The 22,643-nt window shown below is 62.7% G+C and carries 23 protein-coding genes and 1 tRNA gene; 11 read left to right on the top strand and 13 right to left on the bottom strand.

Annotated elements, in window-relative coordinates:
- Window positions 1–372: pirin family protein (locus tag A985_RS29185; protein WP_039830186.1), on the bottom strand; the 372-nt coding region annotated here is incomplete at its 3' end.
- 199 nt (window positions 373–571) lie between these two features.
- On the opposite strand from A985_RS29185, the gene greB reads away from it, so the two are divergent.
- Window positions 572–1,135, top strand: coding sequence for a transcription elongation factor GreB (gene greB, locus A985_RS0111225; protein ID WP_017233501.1), 564 nt, complete (start codon window positions 572–574; stop codon window positions 1,133–1,135).
- 66 nt (window positions 1,136–1,201) lie between these two features.
- On the opposite strand, the gene A985_RS0111220 is transcribed toward greB, so the two are convergent.
- The 4 genes from A985_RS0111220 to A985_RS0111205 form a co-directional block, all read right to left on the bottom strand.
- Window positions 1,202–3,625, bottom strand: a complete 2,424-nt coding sequence (locus A985_RS0111220; protein WP_017233500.1) for a bifunctional (p)ppGpp synthetase/guanosine-3',5'-bis(diphosphate) 3'-pyrophosphohydrolase — start codon at window positions 3,623–3,625, stop codon at window positions 1,202–1,204.
- Between the two features lie 60 nt (window positions 3,626–3,685).
- Window positions 3,686–3,892, bottom strand: coding sequence for a DNA-directed RNA polymerase subunit omega (gene rpoZ / locus A985_RS0111215; protein WP_017233499.1), 207 nt, complete (start codon window positions 3,890–3,892; stop codon window positions 3,686–3,688).
- 90 nt (window positions 3,893–3,982) lie between these two features.
- Window positions 3,983–4,660 (bottom strand): guanylate kinase, encoded by a 678-nt coding sequence (gene gmk / locus A985_RS0111210; protein ID WP_017233498.1) that lies wholly within the window; start codon window positions 4,658–4,660, stop codon window positions 3,983–3,985.
- Window positions 4,661–4,665: 5 nt separating this feature from the next.
- On the bottom strand, window positions 4,666–5,595 hold the full coding sequence (locus A985_RS0111205) for a YicC/YloC family endoribonuclease (protein WP_039830184.1): 930 nt from the start codon (window positions 5,593–5,595) through the stop codon (window positions 4,666–4,668).
- A gap of 211 nt (window positions 5,596–5,806) precedes the next feature.
- Between A985_RS0111205 and rph the strand changes: the two genes are divergently transcribed.
- Genes rph through hemW form a run of 3 tightly spaced genes read left to right on the top strand, consistent with a single transcriptional unit; the run spans window position 5,807 to window position 8,381 of the window.
- Window positions 5,807–6,535, top strand: a complete 729-nt coding sequence (rph, locus tag A985_RS0111200; RefSeq protein ID WP_017233496.1) for a ribonuclease PH — start codon at window positions 5,807–5,809, stop codon at window positions 6,533–6,535.
- Window positions 6,536–6,537: 2 nt separating this feature from the next.
- On the top strand, window positions 6,538–7,155 hold the full coding sequence (gene rdgB, locus A985_RS0111195; protein WP_017233495.1) for an RdgB/HAM1 family non-canonical purine NTP pyrophosphatase: 618 nt from the start codon (window positions 6,538–6,540) through the stop codon (window positions 7,153–7,155).
- Window positions 7,156–7,160: 5 nt separating this feature from the next.
- Window positions 7,161–8,381: a radical SAM family heme chaperone HemW gene (gene hemW, locus A985_RS0111190; RefSeq protein ID WP_039830214.1), complete on the top strand. Its 1,221-nt coding sequence runs from the start codon at window positions 7,161–7,163 to the stop codon at window positions 8,379–8,381.
- Between the two features lie 18 nt (window positions 8,382–8,399).
- Here the strand turns inward: hemW and A985_RS0111185 are convergent, their stop codons facing one another.
- Complete coding sequence (locus A985_RS0111185; protein ID WP_017233493.1) at window positions 8,400–10,124, bottom strand: acyl-CoA synthetase; 1,725 nt, start codon at window positions 10,122–10,124, stop codon at window positions 8,400–8,402.
- A 313-nt stretch (window positions 10,125–10,437) separates the two neighbouring features.
- On the opposite strand from A985_RS0111185, the gene A985_RS0111180 reads away from it, so the two are divergent.
- A tRNA-Ser gene (locus A985_RS0111180) sits at window positions 10,438–10,527 on the top strand.
- Between the two features lie 259 nt (window positions 10,528–10,786).
- Here the strand turns inward: A985_RS0111180 and A985_RS0111175 are convergent.
- The 3 genes from A985_RS0111175 to A985_RS0111165 are packed head-to-tail and all read right to left on the bottom strand — an operon-like array spanning window position 10,787 to window position 13,567.
- Complete coding sequence (locus A985_RS0111175; protein WP_017233492.1) at window positions 10,787–11,773, bottom strand: NAD(P)H-quinone oxidoreductase; 987 nt, start codon at window positions 11,771–11,773, stop codon at window positions 10,787–10,789.
- A 14-nt stretch (window positions 11,774–11,787) separates the two neighbouring features.
- Window positions 11,788–12,117 carry a carboxymuconolactone decarboxylase family protein gene (locus A985_RS0111170; protein WP_017233491.1) on the bottom strand — a complete coding sequence of 110 codons (330 nt, stop codon included), beginning with the start codon at window positions 12,115–12,117 and terminating at the stop codon, window positions 11,788–11,790.
- Window positions 12,118–12,130: 13 nt separating this feature from the next.
- Complete coding sequence (locus A985_RS0111165; RefSeq protein WP_017233490.1) at window positions 12,131–13,567, bottom strand: NAD-dependent succinate-semialdehyde dehydrogenase; 1,437 nt, start codon at window positions 13,565–13,567, stop codon at window positions 12,131–12,133.
- Between the two features lie 340 nt (window positions 13,568–13,907).
- Here A985_RS0111165 and A985_RS0111160 point away from each other — a divergent pair, with 340 nt between their 5' ends.
- Both A985_RS0111160 and A985_RS0111155 read left to right on the top strand, forming a co-directional pair.
- Window positions 13,908–14,864, top strand: coding sequence for a LysR family transcriptional regulator (locus tag A985_RS0111160; RefSeq protein ID WP_017233489.1), 957 nt, complete (start codon window positions 13,908–13,910; stop codon window positions 14,862–14,864).
- 557 nt (window positions 14,865–15,421) lie between these two features.
- Window positions 15,422–16,168, top strand: a complete 747-nt coding sequence (locus A985_RS0111155; RefSeq protein ID WP_083902271.1) for a TIR domain-containing protein — start codon at window positions 15,422–15,424, stop codon at window positions 16,166–16,168.
- Between the two features lie 135 nt (window positions 16,169–16,303).
- On the opposite strand, the gene A985_RS29180 is transcribed toward A985_RS0111155, so the two are convergent.
- Both A985_RS29180 and A985_RS29175 read right to left on the bottom strand, forming a co-directional pair.
- On the bottom strand, window positions 16,304–16,636 hold the full coding sequence (locus A985_RS29180) for a tyrosine-type recombinase/integrase (RefSeq protein WP_232424596.1): 333 nt from the start codon (window positions 16,634–16,636) through the stop codon (window positions 16,304–16,306).
- Window positions 16,552–17,199, bottom strand: coding sequence for a hypothetical protein (locus tag A985_RS29175; RefSeq protein WP_232424597.1), 648 nt, complete (start codon window positions 17,197–17,199; stop codon window positions 16,552–16,554). The genes A985_RS29180 and A985_RS29175 overlap by 85 nt, the downstream gene beginning before the upstream one ends.
- Here A985_RS29175 and A985_RS0111145 point away from each other — a divergent pair.
- The gene (locus A985_RS0111145) at window positions 17,198–17,464 is read left to right on the top strand and encodes a BrnT family toxin (RefSeq protein WP_026131857.1); all 267 of its coding nucleotides are present in this window, start codon (window positions 17,198–17,200) and stop codon (window positions 17,462–17,464) included. The two genes, A985_RS29175 and A985_RS0111145, sit on opposite strands and share 2 nt — an antisense overlap.
- Window positions 17,451–17,792: a BrnA antitoxin family protein gene (locus A985_RS0111140; protein WP_157211426.1), complete on the top strand. Its 342-nt coding sequence runs from the start codon at window positions 17,451–17,453 to the stop codon at window positions 17,790–17,792. Before A985_RS0111145 ends, A985_RS0111140 begins: the two co-directional genes overlap by 14 nt.
- 45 nt (window positions 17,793–17,837) lie before the next feature.
- Here A985_RS0111140 and A985_RS0111135 read toward each other — a convergent pair whose 3' ends face one another.
- Window positions 17,838–18,254: a DUF6088 family protein gene (locus A985_RS0111135; RefSeq protein WP_026131855.1), complete on the bottom strand. Its 417-nt coding sequence runs from the start codon at window positions 18,252–18,254 to the stop codon at window positions 17,838–17,840.
- Window positions 18,255–18,298: 44 nt separating this feature from the next.
- Complete coding sequence (locus A985_RS0111130) at window positions 18,299–19,483, bottom strand: acetyl-CoA C-acetyltransferase (protein ID WP_017233483.1); 1,185 nt, start codon at window positions 19,481–19,483, stop codon at window positions 18,299–18,301.
- Window positions 19,484–19,986: 503 nt separating this feature from the next.
- On the opposite strand from A985_RS0111130, the gene arsD reads away from it, so the two are divergent.
- Together arsD and arsA are read left to right on the top strand one after the other, a co-directional pair.
- Window positions 19,987–20,832 (top strand): arsenite efflux transporter metallochaperone ArsD, encoded by an 846-nt coding sequence (gene arsD, locus A985_RS25105; RefSeq protein WP_017233482.1) that lies wholly within the window; start codon window positions 19,987–19,989, stop codon window positions 20,830–20,832.
- 9 nt (window positions 20,833–20,841) lie between these two features.
- Complete coding sequence (gene arsA / locus A985_RS0111120; RefSeq protein WP_017233481.1) at window positions 20,842–22,605, top strand: arsenical pump-driving ATPase; 1,764 nt, start codon at window positions 20,842–20,844, stop codon at window positions 22,603–22,605.
- Window positions 22,606–22,643: the final 38 nt, after the last annotated feature.

Here is a 22,643-nt window from a genome sequence, read left to right as displayed (position 1 = left end):
CTGAATCCCGTGAACGTCGCCGCCGCGCTCGCGCACATCGTGCGGCGTGCGTTCGGAATGAACGATGCCGCGCCCCGCCGTCATCCAGTTCACCGCGCCCGGGGTGATGCGCTGATCGCTGCCAAGACTGTCGCGATGCCAGATCTCGCCGTCGAACAGATACGTGACCGTCGCCAGCCCAATGTGCGGGTGCGGACGAACGTCCATGCCCTGGCCCGGCGACAGCGTGGCCGGCCCCATGTGGTCGAAGAAAATGAACGGCCCGACCGTCTTGAACGGCAGACTGGGCAGACTGCGCTGCACGGTAAAGGCGCCGATGTCGCTCAGGTGCGGCTTGAGCACGGCGAGGAAGGGGCTGGTGGAATCGGTCATGGTGCAGCTCTCCTGCGTTCGGATGGGCAATGGGGCGAATGTGAACCGATTGTAGAGGACATTGCCGGCCCGCTCCATGACACCTGTGCATGATTGCCGAGCGGCTTTTCGCGCCTGCGCCCATGGACGATGCGCATCGCTCCTATAATGCAGGGATCCCGAAACGCTCCCCACACGCGCGCAGCGCGTGCATCGACTTATGAACAAAGCCTTTGTCAAGGAAGACAGTGGCGACGACGATGACGATCTCGACGCCGGCACCCCGGACATTCCCGCGGGCACCAAGAACTACATCACGCCGACGGGCTATCAACGTCTGAAGAACGAATTGCTCGACCTCATCGACAATCAACGCCCCGAGGTGGTGAAGATCGTGTCGTGGGCGGCGTCCAACGGCGACCGCTCGGAGAACGGCGATTACATCTACGGCAAGCGGCGCTTGCGCGAGATCGATCGGCGTATCCGCTTTCTTACGCGGCGCCTCGATAACGCCGAGGTGGTCGATACGCGGCGTCAGGAGAACGTCGATCAGGTGTTTTTCGGGGCCCAAGTGACCTATGCCGACGGCAAGGGCGACGAGCACACGATCAGGATCGTCGGCATCGACGAAGTCGATCTCGACCGGGGATATGTGAGCTGGATTTCGCCGATGGCCCGCGCGATCACCAAAGCGAAAGTGGGCGACACCGTGCCGCTGCGCACGCCGGCCGGGCTCGAACAGATCGAGATCCTGGACGTGCACTACCCGCCGTCGGACGGCTAGCGAATCAGGCCATCCAGGCGGTGTGTGCCGGCGCGCGCCCGTTCGACGGGGGCACCGGCCCGGGCGTCAGTAGTCGCCGCGTTCGCGCGTGATGCGCATGGCGTGATTGGCGTGCAGCTCTTCCTGATGGCGCTCGCTCGGTCGCTCGCGCGCCACGCGCATCACATCCGGATTCACGCGGATGCGGCGCATGACGTTGGCCAGATGCACGCGGTCGCTCACCTGAATGAGGAAGCGCAGCGTTGCCGATTCGTCCGGCACCACTTCATCCATGCCAATGTGCACGATGTTCGCGTCCGAGGCGGTAATGTCGGCCGCCACTCGCGAAAACACGCCGCGATTGTGACGCACGAGCACCTTGATGCCCACGTCGAACAGCCGCCCCGGCTGCGGGGACCACGCCACATCGATCCAGCGGGTTCGGTCCTTGCGGTGAATGCGACGCGCGACCGGGCAATCGGTCGTGTGGATCGCCATACCCAGCCCGATGCCGATATACCCCATGATCGCGTCGCCGGGAATCGGGCGGCAGCACGCCGAGAACTGCACCGACATGCCTTCCGTGCCGGTAATGAGCACCGGCGGCCCGACCGTCTCGTCGCCGTTACGCGGGGAGTCCGGATCGTCCGGGCTGTCGGTGTCGTTCTCGCTTTCCTTGCCCGACGAGAGCACCGCGAGGCGCTTGGCCATGACCGCCGCGACCCGACGGCCCAGACCAATGTCCGCGAAGATATCCTCTTGATCCTTGTTGCCCGTCCACTGCGCGAGCTTGTCCCAGGTCTCCGGCGAAATTTCGCTCATTGTCAGGCCGTAGCCCTTGAGCGCTTGCTCCACCAGCCGTTCGCCCAGTTGCACCGACTCGGCGAAGCGCATCGTCTTGAGGTAATGGCGAATCGCCGAGCGCGCCTTGCCGGTGCGCACGAACCCAAGCCAGACGGGGTTCGGCTTCGAATACGGTGCCGTGATGACTTCCACGATGTCGCCGTTCTTCAGTTCGGTGCGCAGCGGCAGCAGTTCGTTGTTGATCTTGACGGCGACACACTGATTGCCCAGGTCGCTGTGGACCGAATACGCGAAGTCGAGCGCCGTGGCACCGCGCGGCAGCGCCATGATGCGCGCCTTCGGCGTGAAGACGTAGACGGCGTCGGGGAACAGGTCGATCTTGACGTGTTCGAGGAATTCGGTCGAATCGCCGGTCTCGCTCTGGATGTCGAGCAGCGATTGCAGCCAACGATGCGCGTGCTTCTGCACATCGTTCATATCCGCGCCGCCATTCTTGTATAGCCAGTGAGCGGCTACGCCCGCTTCCGCAATTTCATGCATGCGGCGCGTACGAATCTGAAATTCGATCGGGGTGCCGAAGGGGCCGACGAGCGTCGTATGCAGCGACTGATAGCCGTTGACCTTCGGGATCGCAATGTAGTCCTTGAACTTGCCCGGCACCGGCTTGTAGAGCGCGTGCAATACGCCGAGCGCGAGGTAGCACTGCGCATTGGACTCGACGACGACACGGAAGCCGTACACGTCGAGCACCTGCGAGAACGACAATTGCTTCTCCTGCATCTTGTTGTAGATGCTGAATAGCGTCTTCTCGCGACCGAAAACGTCGGCACTTACCTCACCTTCCGTGAGCGCCTTCTCGACGGCGTCGAGAATCTTGCCGACCACTTCGCGCCGGTTGCCGCGCGCGGCCTTCACGGCCTTGTCGAGCACGGCGTAGCGACGCGGATGGTAATTCGCGAAGCTCAGATCCTGCAGCTCGCGGTAAGTATTGTTCAGGCCCAGGCGGTGCGCGATGGGCGCGTAGATATCGAGCGTCTCGCGCGCCACACGGCGCTGCTTCTCCGTCGACGTGACGCCCAGCGTGCGCATGTTGTGCAGCCGGTCCGCAAGCTTGACGAGAATGACACGAACGTCGCGCGCCATCGCCAGCAGCATCTTGCGGAAACTCTCGGCTTGCGCCTCTTCGCGGCTGCTGAACTCCATCTTGTCGAGTTTCGACAGACCATCGACCAGTTCCGCGACCTTCGGGCCGAATCGCTCGGCGAGTTCGGCCTTGGTCACGCCCTGGTCTTCCATCACGTCGTGCAACAAGGCGGCCATGATCGACTGCGCGTCGAGCTTCCACTCGGCACAGATCTCGGCAACGGCGACGGGATGGGTAATGTAGGGTTGTCCGCTCTGGCGATACTGGCCCAGGTGGGCTTCGTCGCTGAACTGGAAAGCTTCCTTGATTTGCGCGAGGTCGCTCTCCTTGAGGTACTCCCCAAGCATGCCCTTCAGACGGGCGATCGAGACGACCTCATGCTTGCGCGGCTGCTCTGGCGTCGCCGTCGGACCGAAGAGGTGCCGATACGACTGCTCGAGCAGCGCGTCAATGTACTGCCGCGTGGCGCTTTCGCCCTTTTTCTTTTTACGCTCGGGCTTCGGCTCCCCCGCTTTGGGTTCATCCGCAGCGATGGACGCGGCCGGTGATTTTGCATGACTCATACGTGTACCTGCATCGTCGAGCGGCCCGGAACGTCACATCGCATCAGTGCTGTCTCCCGATCAGAGCGGCACTTTCTTGAGCATCTCGACACCCACCTGACCCGCCGCGATTTCGCGCAGCGCGACAACGGTCGGCTTGTCTTTGTTGTTCTCGAGCTTCGGCGTGTGACCTTGCGCCAACTGGCGCGCGCGGTACGTCGCGGCGAGCGCCAGCTCAAAGCGATTGGGGATACGTTTCAGGCAATCTTCAACGGTAATTCGGGCCATAAGGAGTTTCCTTCTTGATATGAGGCGTATTCTATCGCAGCCGCGGCACGCTCGCGAAAAACGCCAGCGCGGTCGGCGAATGCGAGGGTGTTACGAGGGATCGTTCGGTGCGTGAATGTCCAGGTCGGTGAACAAGGTTCGGTGCCGCGCATACTGCGACGCGAAGCGCAGACGCACGGCGGTGAACACCGATTGCAGTTGATCGAGCGCGCGCTGGAATTCGTCGTTGATGATGATGAAATCCGCTTCGGGCGCGTGGGCGATTTCGCCGCCGGCCGCCAACAGACGACGCGCAATGACATTGGGCTCGTCCGTCCCACGCTTCTTCAGGCGCTCCTCGAGCGCCGCGATGGACGGTGGCAGGATGAAGATTCCGACCGCGTTCGAAAAGCGCTTGCGCACCTGCTGTGCGCCTTGCCAGTCGATTTCCAGCAACACGTCACGACCTTCACGCATCTGGTCCTCGATCCATACGCGCGACGTGCCGTAATAGTTGCCGTGCACTTCGGCGCTTTCCAGGAACTCGCCGGCCTTCCGGCTTGCCAGGAACTGCTCGACCGAAATGAAGTGGTAATGCACGCCCTCTTCCTCGTTCGGACGCGGCGCGCGCGTGGTGCTGGAGATCGACAGGCAAATGTCGGCATCCTGCGCGAGCAGCGCGTTGACGAGCGTGGACTTGCCCGCCCCGGAGGGGGCGACCACCATGAACAGATTGCCGGGATACTCGGCGTGCAGGGTAGCTTGCGGGATTGGCGATGACGCGGACATGCGGCTTACTCCAGGTTCTGCACTTGCTCGCGCATCTGCTCGATGTATAGCTTGAGCGCCATCGAGGCATCGGCGAGTTCCTTCGAGGCGGCCTTTGAGCCGAGCGTGTTCGCTTCGCGATTGAGCTCCTGCATCATGAAGTCCAGCCGTTTGCCTACCAAGCCCCCCTTGTCGAGGATATGGCGGGTTTCCTTCAGGTGGGCGTCGAGTCGGGTAAGTTCTTCCGCGACGTCGATGCGCACACCGTAAATCGTGACTTCCTGACGAATGCGCTCGGCGATTTCGTCCTTGCTCGGCGCGGCGGAACCTTCCGGCACCACAAGACCCAGCGCTTCCAGAAGACGATCGACGATCTTCTGTTGATGACGTGCGATCAGCTCCGGCACCATCGGCTGCAGGCCCACGAGGATCTTCTCCATGAACTCGATGCGCTCGATGAGGCTTGCCTTGAGCTGAGCGCCTTCGCGCTTGCGCACGTCGACGAGGTCGCCAATGGCGGCACGTCCGGCGTCGATCACAGCATCGCGCAGCGCGTCGGCCGTGACCGACTCTTCGCCGAGCACGCCCGGCCAGCGCAGGATCTCACCGGTGCGCATGCGCTCGGCATCCGGGAAGCACGTGAGCACTTGCCGTTCAAGATCGGCGAGCTGTTTGACGGCATCGAGATTGAGGGCACCGTTCGTGCCGTTCTCGGGGCGCTGCACGTTGATACGGATGTCGACTTTGCCGCGCGAGAGCTTGCCGGTGAGCGCTTCGCGCAGTACCGGTTCGCAGGCACGCGCTTCTTCGGGCATACGGAATGCCAGATCGAGGAAACGCGAGTTGACCGTACGTAATTCGACCGACACGCTCGCGCCTGCGGCACCATCGGCATGCGCAATGTCGCGCGTGACGCTGGCGTAGCCGGTCATACTGAAAATATTATTGTCTTTCATCGGGGTGACCGGAACCACAGCCGCGCGGCAGTATTGTCGCGAGGCAATGCAGCAACCGGATTCGCATGCATGGATGAAACGCGATTATCGCACTTTCCAGCACTGTGCTCCCGAATCGGCCCGCGCTGCCGGGCCGCGCCGCCAAGCCTGCGGCGTTTAGCGATACCATTCGGGTATTGCCGCACCCATTCACCTTGCAGGACACTCACTCATGACGCAAATTCCCCGCCCGGACGGCCGTGCGCACGACGCATTGCGCCCCGTGCGCATCACACGCCAATACACCCGCTACGCCGAAGGTTCGGTGCTGATCGAATGCGGCGATACCAAGGTCATCTGCACCGCCAGCGTGGAAGAGAAGGTCCCGGGCTTCCTGCGCGACTCCGGCCAGGGTTGGCTCACGGCCGAGTACGGCATGTTGCCGCGCGCCACGCACACCCGCGGCGATCGTGAGGCCGCGCGCGGCAAGCAGAGTGGACGCACACAGGAGATCCAGCGCCTGATCGGCCGCTCGCTGCGCGCCGTGTTCGACCTCGAGGCCTTCGGCCCGCGCACCATCCAGATCGATTGCGACGTCATCCAGGCCGACGGCGGCACGCGTTGCGCCTCGATCACCGGCGCCTTCGTCGCTGCCCACGACGCGGTCTCGAAACTCCTCGCCGACGGCAAACTCGAAACGTCGCCCATTCGCGCGCACGTCGCCGCCGTCTCGGTCGGGCTGTATCAGGGCGCTCCGGTGCTCGATCTGAACTACGTCGAAGATTCCGCGTGCGACACCGACATGAACGTCATCATGACGAGCGAGGGCGGCTTCGTGGAAATTCAGGGTACGGCCGAAGGCGCGCCGTTCACCCGTGCGCAAAGCAACGTGCTGCTCGATCTGGCGGACGCCGGCATTCGTCAGTTGATCGACGCCCAGAAGCGCGCGCTCGGAGTCTGAGGATGGGCATGCAGAAGATCGTGCTGGCGTCGAACAACCCGGGCAAGTTGCGCGAGTTCGCGTCATTGTTCGCGCCGCTCGGCATCGAGCTGGTACCGCAGGGGATGCTCGGCGTGTCCGAAGCCGACGAGCCTCATGTGACCTTCATCGAGAATGCGCTGGCGAAGGCGCGTCATGCGTCGGCCGCGACGGGGCTGCCGGCGCTGGCGGACGACTCCGGTCTGTGCGTGCCGATCCTCGGCGGCGCGCCGGGCGTGTATTCCGCGCGCTACGCGGCACGCGCCGGGCGCGAGAAATCGGATGCCGCGAACAATCGCCACTTGATCGAGCAACTCGCGCCGCACGCCGACACCCCCGGTTATCGCGACGCGTACTACTTCGCCGCGCTCGTGCTGGTGCGTCACGCCGAAGATCCGCAGCCGATCATTGCCGAAGGCCGCTGGGATGGCGAAATTATCGACACGCCGCGCGGCGCGCATGGCTTCGGCTACGATCCGCACTTTCTCATCCGCGCGTTGAATCAGACGGCGGCCGAACTCGATCCCGCTGTGAAGAATGCGCACAGCCATCGGGCGCGCGCGCTGCGCGTGTTGTTGGAAAAGCTGGGCCGGGAGGCGTGAACGGCATGAGTCAATCCGAGTTGCCCGTGCAGAACTTCCTGCGACCCGGCAAGATCAGTCTGCCGGCGCTGCCGCCGATGTCGTTGTACGTGCACTTTCCGTGGTGCGTGCGCAAGTGTCCGTATTGCGACTTCAACTCGCATGAGTGGCGTGGCGACGGGGGCGCGCAAGCGTTCCCCGAGCAAGCTTATCTCGATGCATTGCGTCAGGATCTGGAGCAGGCGTTGCCGCTGGTGTGGGGTCGTCCCGTGCACACAGTGTTCATCGGGGGCGGCACGCCGAGCCTGTTGTCGGCTGCCGGTCTGGACCGTCTGCTCTCGGATCTGCGCGCGCTGCTGCCGCTCGACGCCGACGCCGAAATCACCATGGAAGCGAACCCCGGCACGTTCGAGGCGGACAAGTTCCGCAGCTTCCGCGCAAGCGGCATCAATCGTTTGTCGATCGGCATTCAGAGCTTCAATAGCGAGCATCTGAAGGCGCTCGGGCGCATTCACGATGGCGACGAAGCGCGTCATGCCATCGAGATTGCCCAGGCGAATTTCGACAATTTCAACCTCGATCTGATGTTCGCGTTGCCGAACCAGACGTTGGCGCAGTGCCAGCAGGATGTGGAGACGGCGTTGTCGTTCGCGCCGCCGCACTTGTCGCTGTATCACCTCACGCTGGAGCCGAACACACAGTTCCACAAATACCCGCCCACGGTGCCCGACGACGACACGGCCGCCGACATGCAGGACTGGATTGCCGAGCGCACCGCGCTGGCCGGGTATGGTCATTACGAGGTGTCGGCCTATGCACAGCCACACCGTCGCGCCAAGCACAACCTCAATTACTGGGAGTTTGGCGACTATCTTGGCATTGGCGCGGGCGCGCACAGCAAGATTTCGTTCCCGCACCGGGTGCTGAGACAGATCCGCCACAAGCATCCGCAGCGCTTCATGGACGCGGCTGCGGCTGGCAACGCGGTGCAGGAGGAAAACGAGGTCGACGTGCGTGATTTGCCGTTCGAGTTCATGCTCAACGCCTTGCGGCTGACCGAAGGCGTGAAGAGCGAGCTGTTCGCCGATCGCACCGGGTTGCCGATGGCACGGCTTGCCAAGGCGCTGGCGGCCGGTGTCGAGAAGGGCTTGCTCGTCGACGATCCGCTGCGCATCGCCCCAACCGAGCTGGGGCAGCGCTTCCTGAACGACCTTCAGGGAATGTTCCTCGAGCGCGACGCGAAGTGACGGCCTGGCACCGCTGCGTTACCCCAGCACGGTGCCCATCTCGCGCAGCGCCTTGCGGATGATCTTGCCGGTGACGGTCATCGGCAATTCCGGCAGGAACACCACCTTGCGCGGGTACTCGTGGGCTGCCAGACGGTGCTTCACGAAATCCTGAATTTCCTTGGCCAGTGCGGCGGACGGCTCATACCCCTCGCGCAGCACGACGAAGGCCTTGACGATCTCCGTGCGGAGTTCATCCGGCTCACCGATGACAGCGGCGAACTGCACCGACGGATGTCGGATCAAGCAGTCTTCGATGGGCCCGGGGCCGATACGGTATCCGGCGCTGGTGATCACATCGTCCGAGCGCCCGGTGAACGTGATGTAGCCCTGCGCATCGACGAATCCCGAGTCCCCCGTGAGCAGGAAGTCGCCGCGATACTTGTCCATCGTGGCTTCCGGGTTATGCCAGTAGCCGAGGAACATGACCGGGTTGGGTCTTGCAATCGCGATGTTGCCGACGGCGCCCACCGGCAGCGGGGTGCCGTCGTCGTCGACGATGGTCACGTCATGCCCGCGAACAGCGCGTCCGATAGCGCCGGGCAGCGCCGGAAATTCAGCCGCGCATGACGAGACGACCATATTGCACTCCGTCTGCCCGTAGAACTCATTGATATCGACACCGAGGTGCTCGCGCCCCCAGGCCAGCAGTTCGGGGCCGAGTGACTCGCCACCGCTGGCGACGGAACGAAGTTGCAGCGGCCAGTGTTCGCGCGGCGACGGGACGGTGCGCAGCATCTTGAGCGCGGTGGGCGGCAGGAAGGTATTGCGCACGCCGTGGCGGGCCATCAGATCGAACGCGGCGACCGGATCGAACTTCTCGAAGCGTCGCGAGAGCACGGGCACGCCGTGATGCAGCGCGGGGAGCAGAACGTCCAGCAGTCCGCCGATCCAGGCCCAGTCGGCAGGGGTCCAGATCAGGTCGCCGTCTTGCGGAAAGCCGTTGTGCGACGTCTCGACGCCGGGCAAGTGGCCGAGCAGTACCCGGTGCGCATGCAGTGCGCCTTTGGGTTTGCCGGTGGTGCCGGAGGTGTAGATGATCAGCGCGGGGGCATCGGCGCGGGTTTGGACGGGTTCGAAATGGGTGTCGCGCGATGCAATGGCGGGCCAGAGCGCGAGCAGGCCATCTTCGGCGACGCCCCAGTCCTGGTCGTCGGCGACGTGATGATGGGCTTCGGGGAGGTCGTCGTGGACGACATATACGAGGCGCAGGTCTGGCAATTCGGCGCGAATGTCGTCGATCTTCGCGACGCTCGCGAGGTCGGTCACGAGCACGGCGGCGCCGGAGTTTTGCAGACGATAGGCGAGCGCCTCGGGGCCAAAGAGGGTGAAGAGCGGGACGGCGATGGCGCCGAGCTTGTAGGCGGCGACGTGGGCAACGAGGGTGGCGGGCGATTGCGGCAGGAAGATGCCGACGCGGTCGCCGGCCTTGACGCCGTGGGCGCGCCATTCGTTGGCGAGCTGATTCGAGAGTTGTTTCAGGACATCGAACGTGAGTCGCACGTGCGAGCCGTCGGCGCTTTCGTGGATGAGGGCGAGCCGGTTGGTGCCATCGGCCCACTTGTCGCAAACGTCGACACCGATGTTGAACAGGATCGGAATCTGCCAGGTGAAGGCGTTGGCCGTCGGCGTGTCGGTCGCGCGCTCGCCGCTGGCGTCATTTGACGTCTCTTGGGCGGAATCGCGGGAGGTGTCGGCATCCATGAGTGTCTCCGGTCATGTCAGGCCTCGCACGGTAACGCGAGGGGCGTTCACCGTACGTCTTCAAGCATGATGCATGCCGGACGGGCACAAAACAAGAGGGGGACGGGGGAAGCGTGAGCGTTTGGGCGGGGTGTGAGGCGATTTGGGTGGAATGAAGGCTTCACACGGCGGGATGAGCGGGTATAATGCCGGCTGCCGTGCGGTACCGGTCTGCGCCGGGGTTCCGACGCCGATTCTCCCGGACCGCACGCATCCCAAGTCGTCGCACCAGACGACCTCCCCTGCCACGACACCCGGTCGTGCGCAACGCCTCGGAGGCGTGCCAGAGTGGTTTAATGGACTGGTCTTGAAAACCAGCGAAGGGGTAACCCTTCCGTGAGTTCGAATCTCACCGCCTCCGCCAGTTTTTCCTTGGTTTTCCCGGTAGTGGTTGCTGACTTTTGTGGGTGATGCTCCGCAAAAATTCTGAGGGTGCTGCGCAAAAGCAGGAAATCGCACCGTGTGACGCGCCGCTTGGCTAAGGCTCCGGCGAGTGGGGTTTGGTCCAATTGGTGGCGGCTTTCGGCCAGGATGGGACACTCAATCGGCAGCGATAGGTGGCCGAAACTCAACCAGTTTCAGCCATCCAGGTCGGAGCGTATCCGACAGCCTGTCGCCGCCGCTTAACTCGTCGTCAGGATAATTTTCCCCACATTCCCCGCCGATTCCATGCGGCGATGGGCGTCGGCCGCGCGCGCCAGAGGAAACGTACTGTCGACAACGGGCTCAAGGCGGTGGCCACCAGAGAAGCGGCTGAGCCAACGTTCACCGAAACGCCGGACCATCGCGTGCTTTTCAGCCTGGGCGCGTGACTTCATGACCGTGCCGATAATCTGGATGTGGTGGTAAAGAATAGTCTCCAGGTCGACACTCACCTGGCCGCCGCCACCCAGAATCCCAACTTGCACAAGACGCCCCCCGTGCGCGAGGGAAGCGATATTTCGTGCGAAATATGGCTCCCCGACGAAATCAATCACAACATCGACGCCCCGCCCACCAGTCTTCTGGGCGACGACAGCTGCAAAATCCTGCGTGCGGTAGTCGATGACATGGTCGGCGCCCAGTTGAACAACACGTTCGAGCTTCGTCGCCTCGGCGGTCGCAAATACAGTCGCTCCGGTCGCGTATGCGAGCTGGATCGCGGCGGAACCAACGCCGCCCGCCGCCGCATGAATGAGCACAGAATCGCCCTGCTGAAGCCGTCCGAGATGCATCATCGCTTCATGCGCCGTGACGAATACTTCAGGGATGGCAGCCGCGTGCACGTAGTCGAGCTGCTCAGGAATCGGCATCGCCATGCGCCAGTCGATGCGAGCAATTTCAGCGTACGCGCCGCCACCGACCACCCCCATCACGCGGTCGCCAACCTTATAGCCTTCGACCGACGCGCCGACCTCCAGCACCTCGCCCGCGATTTCCAGCCCCATGATGGTCGAGTCGCCGAAGTTCGGCCGTCCGTATCCGCCGCGTCGATGCGTGACGTCAGCGCGGTTCACGCCTGCTGCATGTACACGGACCAAAAGGTCGTCGGGGCGCAGTTCCGGGTCGGGAACGTCGGCGAGTTTGAGCACATCGGCATCGCCGAATTCGTTGAAGGTGATGGCTTTCATGATTGCGTGTCCTGTTATGCCTGTACATCGCCAAGCGTCGATTGCGCGGCGGCGGAAGCCGAGATAGCGGCCGGAAATCCTGCGTAGAACGCGAGGTGGGTAATGGTTGCTGCGAGTTCTTCCCGCGTGACGCCATTGCTCACAGCACGGCGCAGATGCGCGGGAAGCTCGTCGTGGTGGCCGCCAACAATCAGGGCGGCGACGGTCACGAGGCTTCTGTCTCGCGGCGAAAGCGCCGGGTCGGCCCAGACCTGCGGAAACAGCACGTCATCGACGAGTGCGGCGAGCTTCGGCGTGAATGCCCGCGCGGCTTCACGCGGGCTGTCGAAATTGGCTTTTGACATGATGTGGCGCTCCTCAGATTTGGCTGATGAACTTGTTGGTGAGATAGAACTCGATGCCTTCGGCGCCACCTTCGGAGCCGATTCCGCTTTCCTTGAGCCCGCCGAACGGAAGCTCAGTGGAGACGATGCGGTACTGGTTAATGCCAATCATCCCGGCTTCCAGCCCGTCGCCCACGTCGAGGGCGGTGCGTGCGTTGTTCGTGAACGCGTAGGCCGAAAGGCCGTACGGCAGGCGGTTCGCTTCGGCGAGGCCGTCTTCCAGCTGGTCGAAACGCATCAGCACCGCAATCGGACCGAACGGCTCCTCGTGCATCACGCGAGCGTCCATCGGTACGTCGGCAAGCACGGTCGGTTCGAAGAAGTAGCCATCGCCCGCGATGCGCTTGCCGCCGGCGAGTACTTTCGCGCCGCGCGCTACGGCATCGGCGACGAGTTCTTCCATCTTGGCAATCTGGCGCGGATTAGCGAGCGGACCAACCTGCGTGCCGGGCTGCATGCCGTCGCCCACCTTGAGCGCCTGGGTAGCGGATACGAAATGGCCAACAAACTCCTCGTAGACCTCGCGCTGAATCAGGAAGCGCGTTGACGAGATGCAGACCTGGCCGGTGCCGCGAAAGCGGTTCGCCGCGCCTTCGACGGCGGCCCGTTCGACGTCTGCGTCCTTGAAGACGAGCACGGGGCCGTGACCGCCAAGTTCCAGCGTAATCGGCTTCACGCCTTCGGCGGCCCGCGCGGCAAGCAGTCGGCCGATGGGAGCGGAGCCCGTGAACGTCACCTTGCGGATGATCGGCGACGCAATCAGCGTCTTCGACACCTCGTCGGGAACGCCGAAGACCACCTGCAGCACGCCCTTGGGCAAGCCTGCGTCGTCGAGTGCGCGGGCGAGGGCGAGCGCCGTCGCGGGGCTTTCCTCGCCCGGCTTGATGATGACGCTACAGCCAGCGGCCAGCGCCGCCGAGAGCTTCCGGGCAGGCGTGATAGCCGGGAAATTCCACGGCGTAAAGGCGGCGACCGGTCCGATGGCCTGCTTCTTAACCAGTTGCTGCACGCGAGGACGGTTCGACGGCACAACGCGACCGTCGATACGACGCGCTTCTTCCGCGAACCATTCGAAGTATTCGGCTGCACGCAGCACTTCGTCTTGGCTTTCGGCAAGCGGCTTGCCCTCTTCAAGCGTCAGCAGTTCGGCAATGTGAGCGGCGCGCTCGCGAATCAGGTCCGCACCGCCTTTAAGAATACGTGCGCGCTCCGTCGGCACCGTATTGCGCCATACGTCGAACGCGCGCTCTGCCGTACGCAACGCCAGGTCGAGGTCAGCTGCCGTTGCAAGCGGCACGCGGCCCAGTTCCCGCAGCGTGGCGGGATTGACGACCGGGGCAGTATCGCGTTCACTGGCAGCAATCCACTCTCCGTTGATGAAAAGATAGAGGGAGTCGTAGTGGGCGTTCATTTTCACAACCTCAATATGGTTAGTAATTCGAATCAATAATGATTAATGTCCAGACCGATAAATGAATTCACCCTGACATTGCCAGGCCCAGTGAAACTGGAGGAAGCGGTCTTGGCTTGCGGCTTTCAGTAAATGTCTGTCTGCGGAACCCAGTCTAGGCGTGAAGCCCAGCCGGTTTTAGCCAGGGCAGAAAGAATGATTCTTTCCGTGAGAGGGAAAATCCGCGCGCTCCGACCGGTTACGCTTACCGACACGCAAGGCGTCGCTCGCCTATGATGGCCGTATGCCCGTGCAGCGCGGGGCGCGGATTCAGTGAAATCAGACGAATGGGACAGGTGGGATGGACAAGCTATATAACATGTCGGTTTTTGCAAAAGTCGTTGAAATGGGGAGCTTCACTGCGGTCGCGAACCATCTGGACACGACAGTAGGGAACATTTCGCGCGCGGTTTCGGTACTCGAGGAGTCGCTGGACACCCGGCTCATACAGCGCTCGACGCGCCGTCTAGTCATCACCGATGCGGGACGGCGGTTCTACAACCGGTGCGTCGCCATCCTGACCGACGTGGAGCATGCGGAGGCCGAGGCGCGGGACGCTCTGCTGGAGCCGCGCGGCACGTTGCGCGTCCACTCGGTGCCCGGACTTGGGCGCAATCTGGTGACTCGCGCCGTCATGGCGTACCGCAACTCGTATCCAGAGGTCTCGGTCGACCTCCTGCTGTCCCAGCGCATGCCGAATCTGCTCGAAGAGCAACTTGACGTCGGTATTGTTATTACACGAACGCTACCCGACTCGGCCTACGTCAGCCAGAACATAGGCCCCAGCCATTGCATCCTCGCAGCATCACCCGAGTATCTGTCAGCCCATCCGGCACCGACGTGTCCGGAAGACCTTATCGACCATCACTGCGTTCTGCTCGGGACAGTCGACTATGCGCCCGACGAGTGGCATCTCCAGAGCGCCGCTGGCGACGCTACCTTCCGCCCAACCGGCCCACACTTCAGCGTTAACGATATGGATTCGATGTCACAAGCCCTTCGAGATGGCGCGGGTATCGGCCTCCTCGCGGCGTTCTCTGCGATGGATGACCTGCGCAGCGGCGCGCTCGTTCGCGTACTGCCCGGTTATCACACACAGGTGCGCAACGTCTATGCGGTTTACCCATCTCGACAGTTCGTCGACGCAAAAATCAAACGGTTCGTCGAGATGTTGAAGGCCGACGTAGGAGAGCATCTGGACGCTTACGCGAGAGAACTCGACCTCGCTCCCGCCACAATTCCACCCTCAGCTCGCTAGTTTCAGGTACAGGGAGTCTGCGCGAAGACCGCTCAGTCGCTGTAGCTGGCAAGGCTCCCCCCCAACGGTAGCCGACGAACTGCGCGATCCCTGCTCCGCAGTGTGGAGCAGTTTGACCTCTTCCTGAGACCGTGCTCAGCCGATCGCGCCTCCAGTTTCGAGAGATCGTTGCGCGTAGCGCAGGATATGGTGCAAAACTGAGGGCAAATCTGTTCATCTGTCGGCTAGTGGGACCCCAACCGACGTTCATGCCAGAGCGGCGGCCGACCGCTTCGGGTCGAAAACTGCCCCTCGCGCGTGACCGTTTTCGGCCAGACAACGCCATTCGTCCGCCCGCGCAACCGGACATTCGCGCGTCAGCTTCGCACTCGAAACAGCCAGCTCGGCCGGCGACACCGCCCATCAGGGCGCTCCTACTTTTCGCGATCATATTCCGGTCCCGCTAGTCTCGAACCCCACTGCCAGTGGCGTGTTACGCTCTCCACTTCACTCGGGTAGCACGCCTCGGACTCAGGGCAAACCAGAAGGGAGGAATTGTGGCGTCGATAGCGACAACAATGGCGAAACTCGCAGGGCTCAAGAAGGTTATCGACAAGCTGCTTGAGAAAGAGGCGACCAGGATACCAATCAGGCAGTACTCGCCGAAGGATGTGGAACCATACTTCCTCGGGGCAGCGAATGCTATTGAAGAGCTACGCGAAGCACTACCGGGACTATATGGCGATTTCCCGAGCGCAAACGAAGAGCCTGAGTGCCGCATGGGCCCGGCAGCCGACGGAAGTCAAGTTCCAAACTACTACTACCGTGCACAGTTGGAACGCCTTGCCCGGCACGTAGATCAAGCAATCGAAATTCGGGCGAACAGCGAACTGGCCGCGCCGGTCGCTGCAGCGTCGCGCAAGGTGTTCATTAGCCACGGGCGGGCAAAAGACTGGTACACGGTGCAGGCGTTCATTGAGCGCGACCTCAAAATTGCGACGCTTGAACTCGCGCAGGAGCCGAACAAGGGGTTGACCGTTCTCGCGAAGCTGGAGAATGCAGCCGACCAGTGCGATTCGGCAGTCATCGTCATGACCGGCGACGATAAGGATGAAAGCGGCGAGGTGCGCGCACGTGAGAACGTCATGCACGAGATCGGATATTTTCAAGGAAAGTACGGTCTTGCGCGCGTTGTGCTGCTGCACGAGGAGGGTGTGAGTATTCCGTCGAACATTCAGGGTCTTGTCTATATCCCCTTCCCGAAGGGGCTCATTGATGCGACCCACGGTGCTCTGATGCGAGAATTGCGTGTCGTCTACGATTAGCCCTCAAGCGGCCTCGTAGTGTTGACTGAATCACCCTCGACGGACCGAGCGGCGGTTGCACGGTGGAAGCGGTCGTTGCCGTGGTGCGAGTCTGAGCGGCGGTTGAGGGTCGATATCAGGCGTTGGAACCAAGAATCATCGCGTCGGCTCAATCTTAGCGCCCCGACGGTTCCGCATATAGCGCTCGGTCGTCGTGACGCTTGTATGCCCGAGTTGCTTCTGCGCGGCGCGTATGTCACCAACGTCCTCGGCTTTGTCCGTACCCGCTTTTGCTCGCAGATCGCGGAATTGATGCTTCTTCGGATCGGGCAACCCTGCCGCAAGACGAGCCGCCACAAACATCGATTGGATCGCCTTGAGGCCAACCCGTCGACCACGCTCGTTCACCACCAGGAAAAAGCTACGTGGGTTATGGCCGATTTTCTGTTTGGAAATCCGATCAAGGGTTGCCTTAAGCCGCCCGGCCACACGAATACGGAGCTTCGCTTTCGTTTTTCCCTGTGGGTTACCAGGCAGCCATCCGATAAATCGCGCTCACTCATTTTGAGAACATCGGAGGGGCGCTGACCGGTCAGATAGGCCACGTCCATGGCATCACGTAACGGCTGACTAGCGTGCTCATGGATGACGCGATACTCGTCGTCCTCGATGTACACGTCTCGCGGACGCTCCCGATATCCCCTGATGCCCGCGCACGGGTTAGGCTGATCTGTGCAGCCCCATTCTCGGGCCTTGTTCCAGATATGCGAGAACAAGGCCTTCTCCCGGTTTGCCCGCACCTGCCCTTCGGTGCCTTTGATCGCCTTTCCGGCAGCGCGCAAGGCGACCACAGTGCTCCGGACACGCCAATCCAAATACTGGCGGGTGTTGATTGGTTTGATCAGCTGGCGGGTCGTCAAAGAACGCGTAGAGCTTTGCGGGGCAGGATCTGGAGGGAATTGGCGGCGCGCCATCGGGAAACTCCCCCATTTATTGTCGCCACAAAAAATAGTTGATGGGCGAGAATTTTTGTGCGCACAATAAATGCTCATGGATATCAGTTTCGACCCGGCGAAAAGTGACCGGAATGGGCAGGAACGGGGTTTGCCGTTCACGATGGCCCAGGACTTCGAGTGGGACAGCGCGGTGATCGAAGAGGATGTTCGAGTCGACTATGGCGAAAGACGCTACCCGGCCTTCGGGTACATCGGTGACCGGCTTTTCGCATTGGCCTTCACGCCTCGCGCAGAAAAAATACACGTCATCAGCTTGCGCAAGGCGAATTCGCGAGAGGTGAAACGCTATGCCGAAACTTAAGCCCGGAACCGTCCTCCCTACACCGGCTGAGGACGCCAAGATCAAGAAGCAGATGCGTCAGGATTCGCAGAATCCGGAATGGACGAAGAAGGACTTCGCTAAGGCGCAACCTGCTCGTGAGGTATTGCCGGGGATTGTTGGCAAGGAAGCTGCCGAGAAACTGCTCAAGCCTCGCGGTCGACCCAAGGCCGAGGTCACCAAAGAGCGAATCAACATTCGGCTGTCGCCGGAGGTTGTCGATTACTTCAAGGCGTCGGGTAGTGGTTGGCAGACGAGAATCGATGCGGCATTACGGCAGTTCATTGCGGAGCATCCACATTCGGCGTGATGGGCGCTGCCGAGATATTTTCCCGTGACCGACGCGCCGATACGCTCAATCGGCGCTTCCGACATCGTTCTCATACTGAATGAATTGCCGACCAAACCCCAACTTGCGGGCGATGCGGCGATTCCCCGTATTGACGACAGCACTCGTTGGCAACTGAGTGGTGTCACCAGCGTTGTAAGCGGCGACCATTCCGCTTGGGTATGTCCTAACGCCAAGCCGCTTGAGCGCCTGCGGTGCCAGGACTTCGATCGGACGCACGAGGATTGGTTTGCCGGACAGGACACTAGGTTTGGCCTCGGCGTACACCCCGACGCCTAATTTGACGATCGTGCCCTCGTCAACCAACTCCCGCAGCGCGCGGCTAAGTTGTGCCTCGCTCACCATTTGCGCGAAGTCGGCCCGCAGAAAGGCATCCGCTTTCCGCTTACGGAGCGATGTTTTCAGTTTGTCTCGCAGGGTCACCGCTTCAACGAATCATGGCTTGCGGGCGCAACCGCTACGAGCGTTCACAGCAGTTCGAGTGCCAGCGCGATGCCCTGCCCTCCGCCAATGCAAAGCGTCACGATCCCGCGCCGACCGCCGCCACGCTGCATCTGATGTAACAGTCGCGTAGTCAGCACAGCGCCGCTCGCACCGATCGGATGTCCATGAGCAATCGCGCCACCCTCTACATTTACAACGTCTTCCGCAAAGCCCAGCTCGCGCAGACACGCCAGTGCGATGGCCGCGAACGCCTCGTTGATTTCTACGCGATCCACGTCCGATATAGACCAGCCGGCGCGCGCAATAGCCTGTCGCACCGCGGGGATCGGGCCCAGGCCGAAGAAACCCGGCTCCACCGCTCCCACGCCATAACTGACCAGCCGGGCCATTGGTGTCAGGCCATTGCGTTCGGCCCAGCCCCGCTCGGCGACGACCATCGCAGCCGCGCCGCTGTTCAGGCCGGGCGCGTTGCCTGCGGTAATCGTCCCGTCCTTGCGAAAGGCCGGCTTGAGCCTGGCAAGCGATTCGGCGCTGGTATCCGGCCGATTGTGCTCGTCGCGGTCGAACACCGTTGGGCCTTTGCGACCTGGCACCTCCAACGGCACGATTTCAGCATCGAAGCGTCCAGCTGCCTGAGCCTGTGCGAAGCGCTGTTGAGATCGCAGCGCCCAACGGTCCTGGTCTTCACGAGAGATGCCACACTTTGCTACGAGATCCTCAGTGTGCCAGCCTGAATGCTGACCGCTGAAGGCGTCATTGAGCCCGTCGAGCAGCATGCTGTCGAACAACATCACGTCGCCCATTCGAGCACCCCAGCGCCCTTGCGGTAGCAGATAGGGGCTGCGATCCATGTTTTCCATCCCACCTGCGATCGCGCACTCGATCATGCCGGCCCAGATTTCGGTGGCCGCACTGACGATGGCCTGCGCTCCCGACCCACAGACGCGGTTGACCGTAAGCGCCGGAACGTCGACCGGCAATCCCCCGCCGATGCCCGCCTGCCGCGCCGGATTCATTTTTACGCCGGCCTGAATCACATTGCCCATGACCAGCGAATGGACCTTGTCGGCGGCCAATCCAGCGCGCCCGAGGCTTTCGCGGATAACGGCAGCGCCAAGCGTCGGCGCTGGCACGTCCTTGAGTGTCCCGGCGTAGGTGCCGATCGCCGTACGCACAGGGCTGCATAGGACCACTTCAACGTTGCTCATGACCTTGCTCCTCAAAGGAATGACGCGGAATCAGGTAATACGGAAGATGATGCCGGCCAATGCAGTCCTGGTACGAGGGTGTTAAGGACCGTCCCGCCTTTCTTCAGGTTCAGATGACACTACAGGCGCGTCCGGATCCCTGGGCACCCGTGCGGTTCTGTTTCCGCGTTGACGGCCTTCTATGATGGCAGAGGCAGTCGTGGCCTTCTTGACGTATGTCAAGACACGTATGGCGCCGGCAGCGCGCCAAGCGGCCGTATCAACCCGTTTGCGCTGGATGCCCTGTCGAACCCGAGCGCCGACGCCCGGGGCTATTGCCGGGAGCGCTGGGGCAAATTCGCTGCGGAAGGTGCGCCTCGTCGCCGCGCGGCACGACGGGTTCGATGCCCCAGTTGTGGGATTATGGGCACGATGCGATAGCTGGACACGATCCGGGCGCGATGCATCACCCTCCGACAGACATGTCCGTGATGTCCCGGCAACGACCGTAGAGGAGCATCGGCATGAGCACACGTGATGACGAAATTCGCCCGGCAGCCGCCACCGACTTCGATGCCATCCGCGCGTTGCTGGACACCTGCGGGCTACCCGCCAGCGACCTCACGACGCAAAGCCTCGACGGCTTCCACGTCGCCGTGCGCGACGCCGGGATTGTCGGGGTGGCGGGACTGGAACAGGCCGGCATGGCGGCCCTGCTGCGTTCGGTCGCTGTTCACCCGCGGCTGCGCGCGTCCGGTCTCGGTAGTCGCCTTATCGACGCTTCTATTGCGCTAGCGCAAACGCGATCGCTGCGCGCGCTGTATCTTATTCCGAACGACGAATCCGCCCACACATTCTTTGCACGGCGCGGGTTCATTCGCATCGAGCGAAACCACATTCCCGAAGCGATCCGCGCTCTGCCCGAATTCACTCATCTCTGCCCGCAGACGCACCCGTGCTTGTGGAAACCGCTGAATCCCGATGGCTCCAAGGTGCCTGCCATGAAGAAACTCGAAGTGTATGATCCCGCCATGTGTTGCTCGACAGGCGTTTGCGGTGTGGACGTGGACCCCGTGCTGGCGCAATTCGCAGCCGACCTGAAGTGGGTCGGCGCGCACGGCGTCACCGTGGCCCGCTACAACCTCGGCCAGGCGCCGCAAGCGTTCGCCGCCAACGCGGCGGTGGTCAAGGAAATGGAAGCCGGTATGGAACGGCTGCCGATCCTCGTGATCGACGGCCACATCGTATCGACGGGCATGTATCCGTCCCGCCAGCAACTCGCGCAGAAACTCAGCATTGCGCTGACTGCGGCGGAAAAGCCGCACATCAAGGCCGGCAACTGCTGCACGCCGGGTTCGGGCTGCTGCTAGGGGGCGCTCATGTCCCTTCCTGAATCGCAGACCCGATATCTGTTCTTCACCGGAAAAGGCGGCGTCGGCAAGACATCGCTTTCCTGTGCCACGGGGCTCGCCCTAGCGGATGCCGGCAAGCGGGTGCTCATCGTCAGCACGGATCCGGCCTCCAATCTCGACGAGGTACTTGGCGTCGGCCTGAGTCAGTTGCCGACGGCAGTGCCCGGCGCCGCGGGCCTGTTTGCGTTGAATATCGATCCCGAAGCCGCCGCGCAGGCCTACCGGGAACGCATGGTCGGGCCGTATCGCGGCGTCTTGCCTGCCGCGGCGATCCGCAACATGGAGGAGCAATTTTCCGGGGCCTGCACAGTCGAGATAGCGGCCTTCGACGAATTCTCCAAACTGCTCGGCGATCCGGCGGCAACGGTCGATTTCGATCACGTGATTTTCGATACCGCCCCGACGGGCCACACGCTGCGTTTGTTGACGTTGCCGTCGGCGTGGAACGAGTTCATCTCGTCGTCGACTGGGGGCGCCTCGTGCCTCGGGCCACTGGCCGGGCTAGAGAAGCAGAAGGCGCTGTACGCGGCGACTGTCGAACGCCTCTCGAACGCAGCGCAGACCACCGTCGTTCTGGTAAGTCGCCCGGAAGTCGCGGCGCTGCGCGAAGCGAATCGCACGCGGCACGAACTGGCCGAACTCGGCATTGACAACCAGGTGCTGGCCATCAATGGGCTCTTTGCCACGGACCGGCGTGACGACGCCATCGCGACCGCCATGGCGCAGCGTGCGCAGCAGGCGCTGGCCGACATGCCGCGAGAACTGGCTGGCTTGCCGCAGACGCGCACTCCGTTTCTGCCGCGCGGCACGGTCGGCCTGGACGCACTGCGCGACATGGCGCATCCCGAGCGCGTGCGCATGCCGACCGAGCGCCGGATGCCCGAAACCGCCTTGCCGCCGGGCTTGGGGAGACTCGTCGACGAGCTGGCAAACACGGGCCACGGCGTAATCATGACGATGGGAAAAGGCGGCGTGGGCAAGACTACCGTAGCGGCAGCTATCGCCGTCGCGCTGGCGGGCCGTGGACACGACGTGATCCTCTCAACCACCGACCCGGCCTCGCATGTAGCCGCCACCGTCGATGGCGTCGTGCCTCGGCTGAGCGTCACCCGCATCGACCCGGCGCGCGAAGTGCAGCAGTACACCGAGGAAGTGCTGGGCAAAGCGGCATCGCATCTCGACGCGGGCGGCCGGGCGATGCTCGAAGAAGATCTGCGCTCGCCCTGCACCGAAGAGATCGCCATCTTCAGGGCCTTCGCGCGTACCGTCGATCAAGGCAAATCCGGCTTTGTGGTTCTGGACACCGCGCCCACCGGGCACACCATCCTGCTGCTCGATGCAGCCGAGGCCTATCACCGCGAAGTGATGCGTACACAGGGTGACATGCCGGAGTCGGTCCGTCAGTTGCTGCCGCGCCTGCGCGACCCGGACTACAGCCGAATCCTCATCGTCACGTTGCCGGAAGCGACGCCGGTTCACGAAGCGGAGCGCCTGCGCGCCGACCTCGCGCGCGCCGGGATATCGCCATACGCGTGGGTCATCAACCAGTCGTTGCTGGCGAGCGGCACGACCGATCCGATGCTATGTCAGCGAGGGACTTGCGAGGTGCCGTTCGTGCGCCGCGTGGCGGACAATCTGGCGCAGCGCACCGCATTGATTCCGTGGCTTGCCGAGGCACCGGTCGGGGCAGCCGGCCTCAAGCATGTGATCACGTCGCGGGCGGCCACGTAGTGCGCCGACCACCGCCCTGAAGCGCAATAGGCTGCGAC

The sequence above is a fragment of the Pandoraea sp. B-6 genome (genome assembly GCF_000282835.1).
Lineage (GTDB): Bacteria > Pseudomonadota > Gammaproteobacteria > Burkholderiales > Burkholderiaceae > Pandoraea > Pandoraea cepalis.
This window is presented reverse-complemented; position numbering and strand designations above follow the sequence as displayed.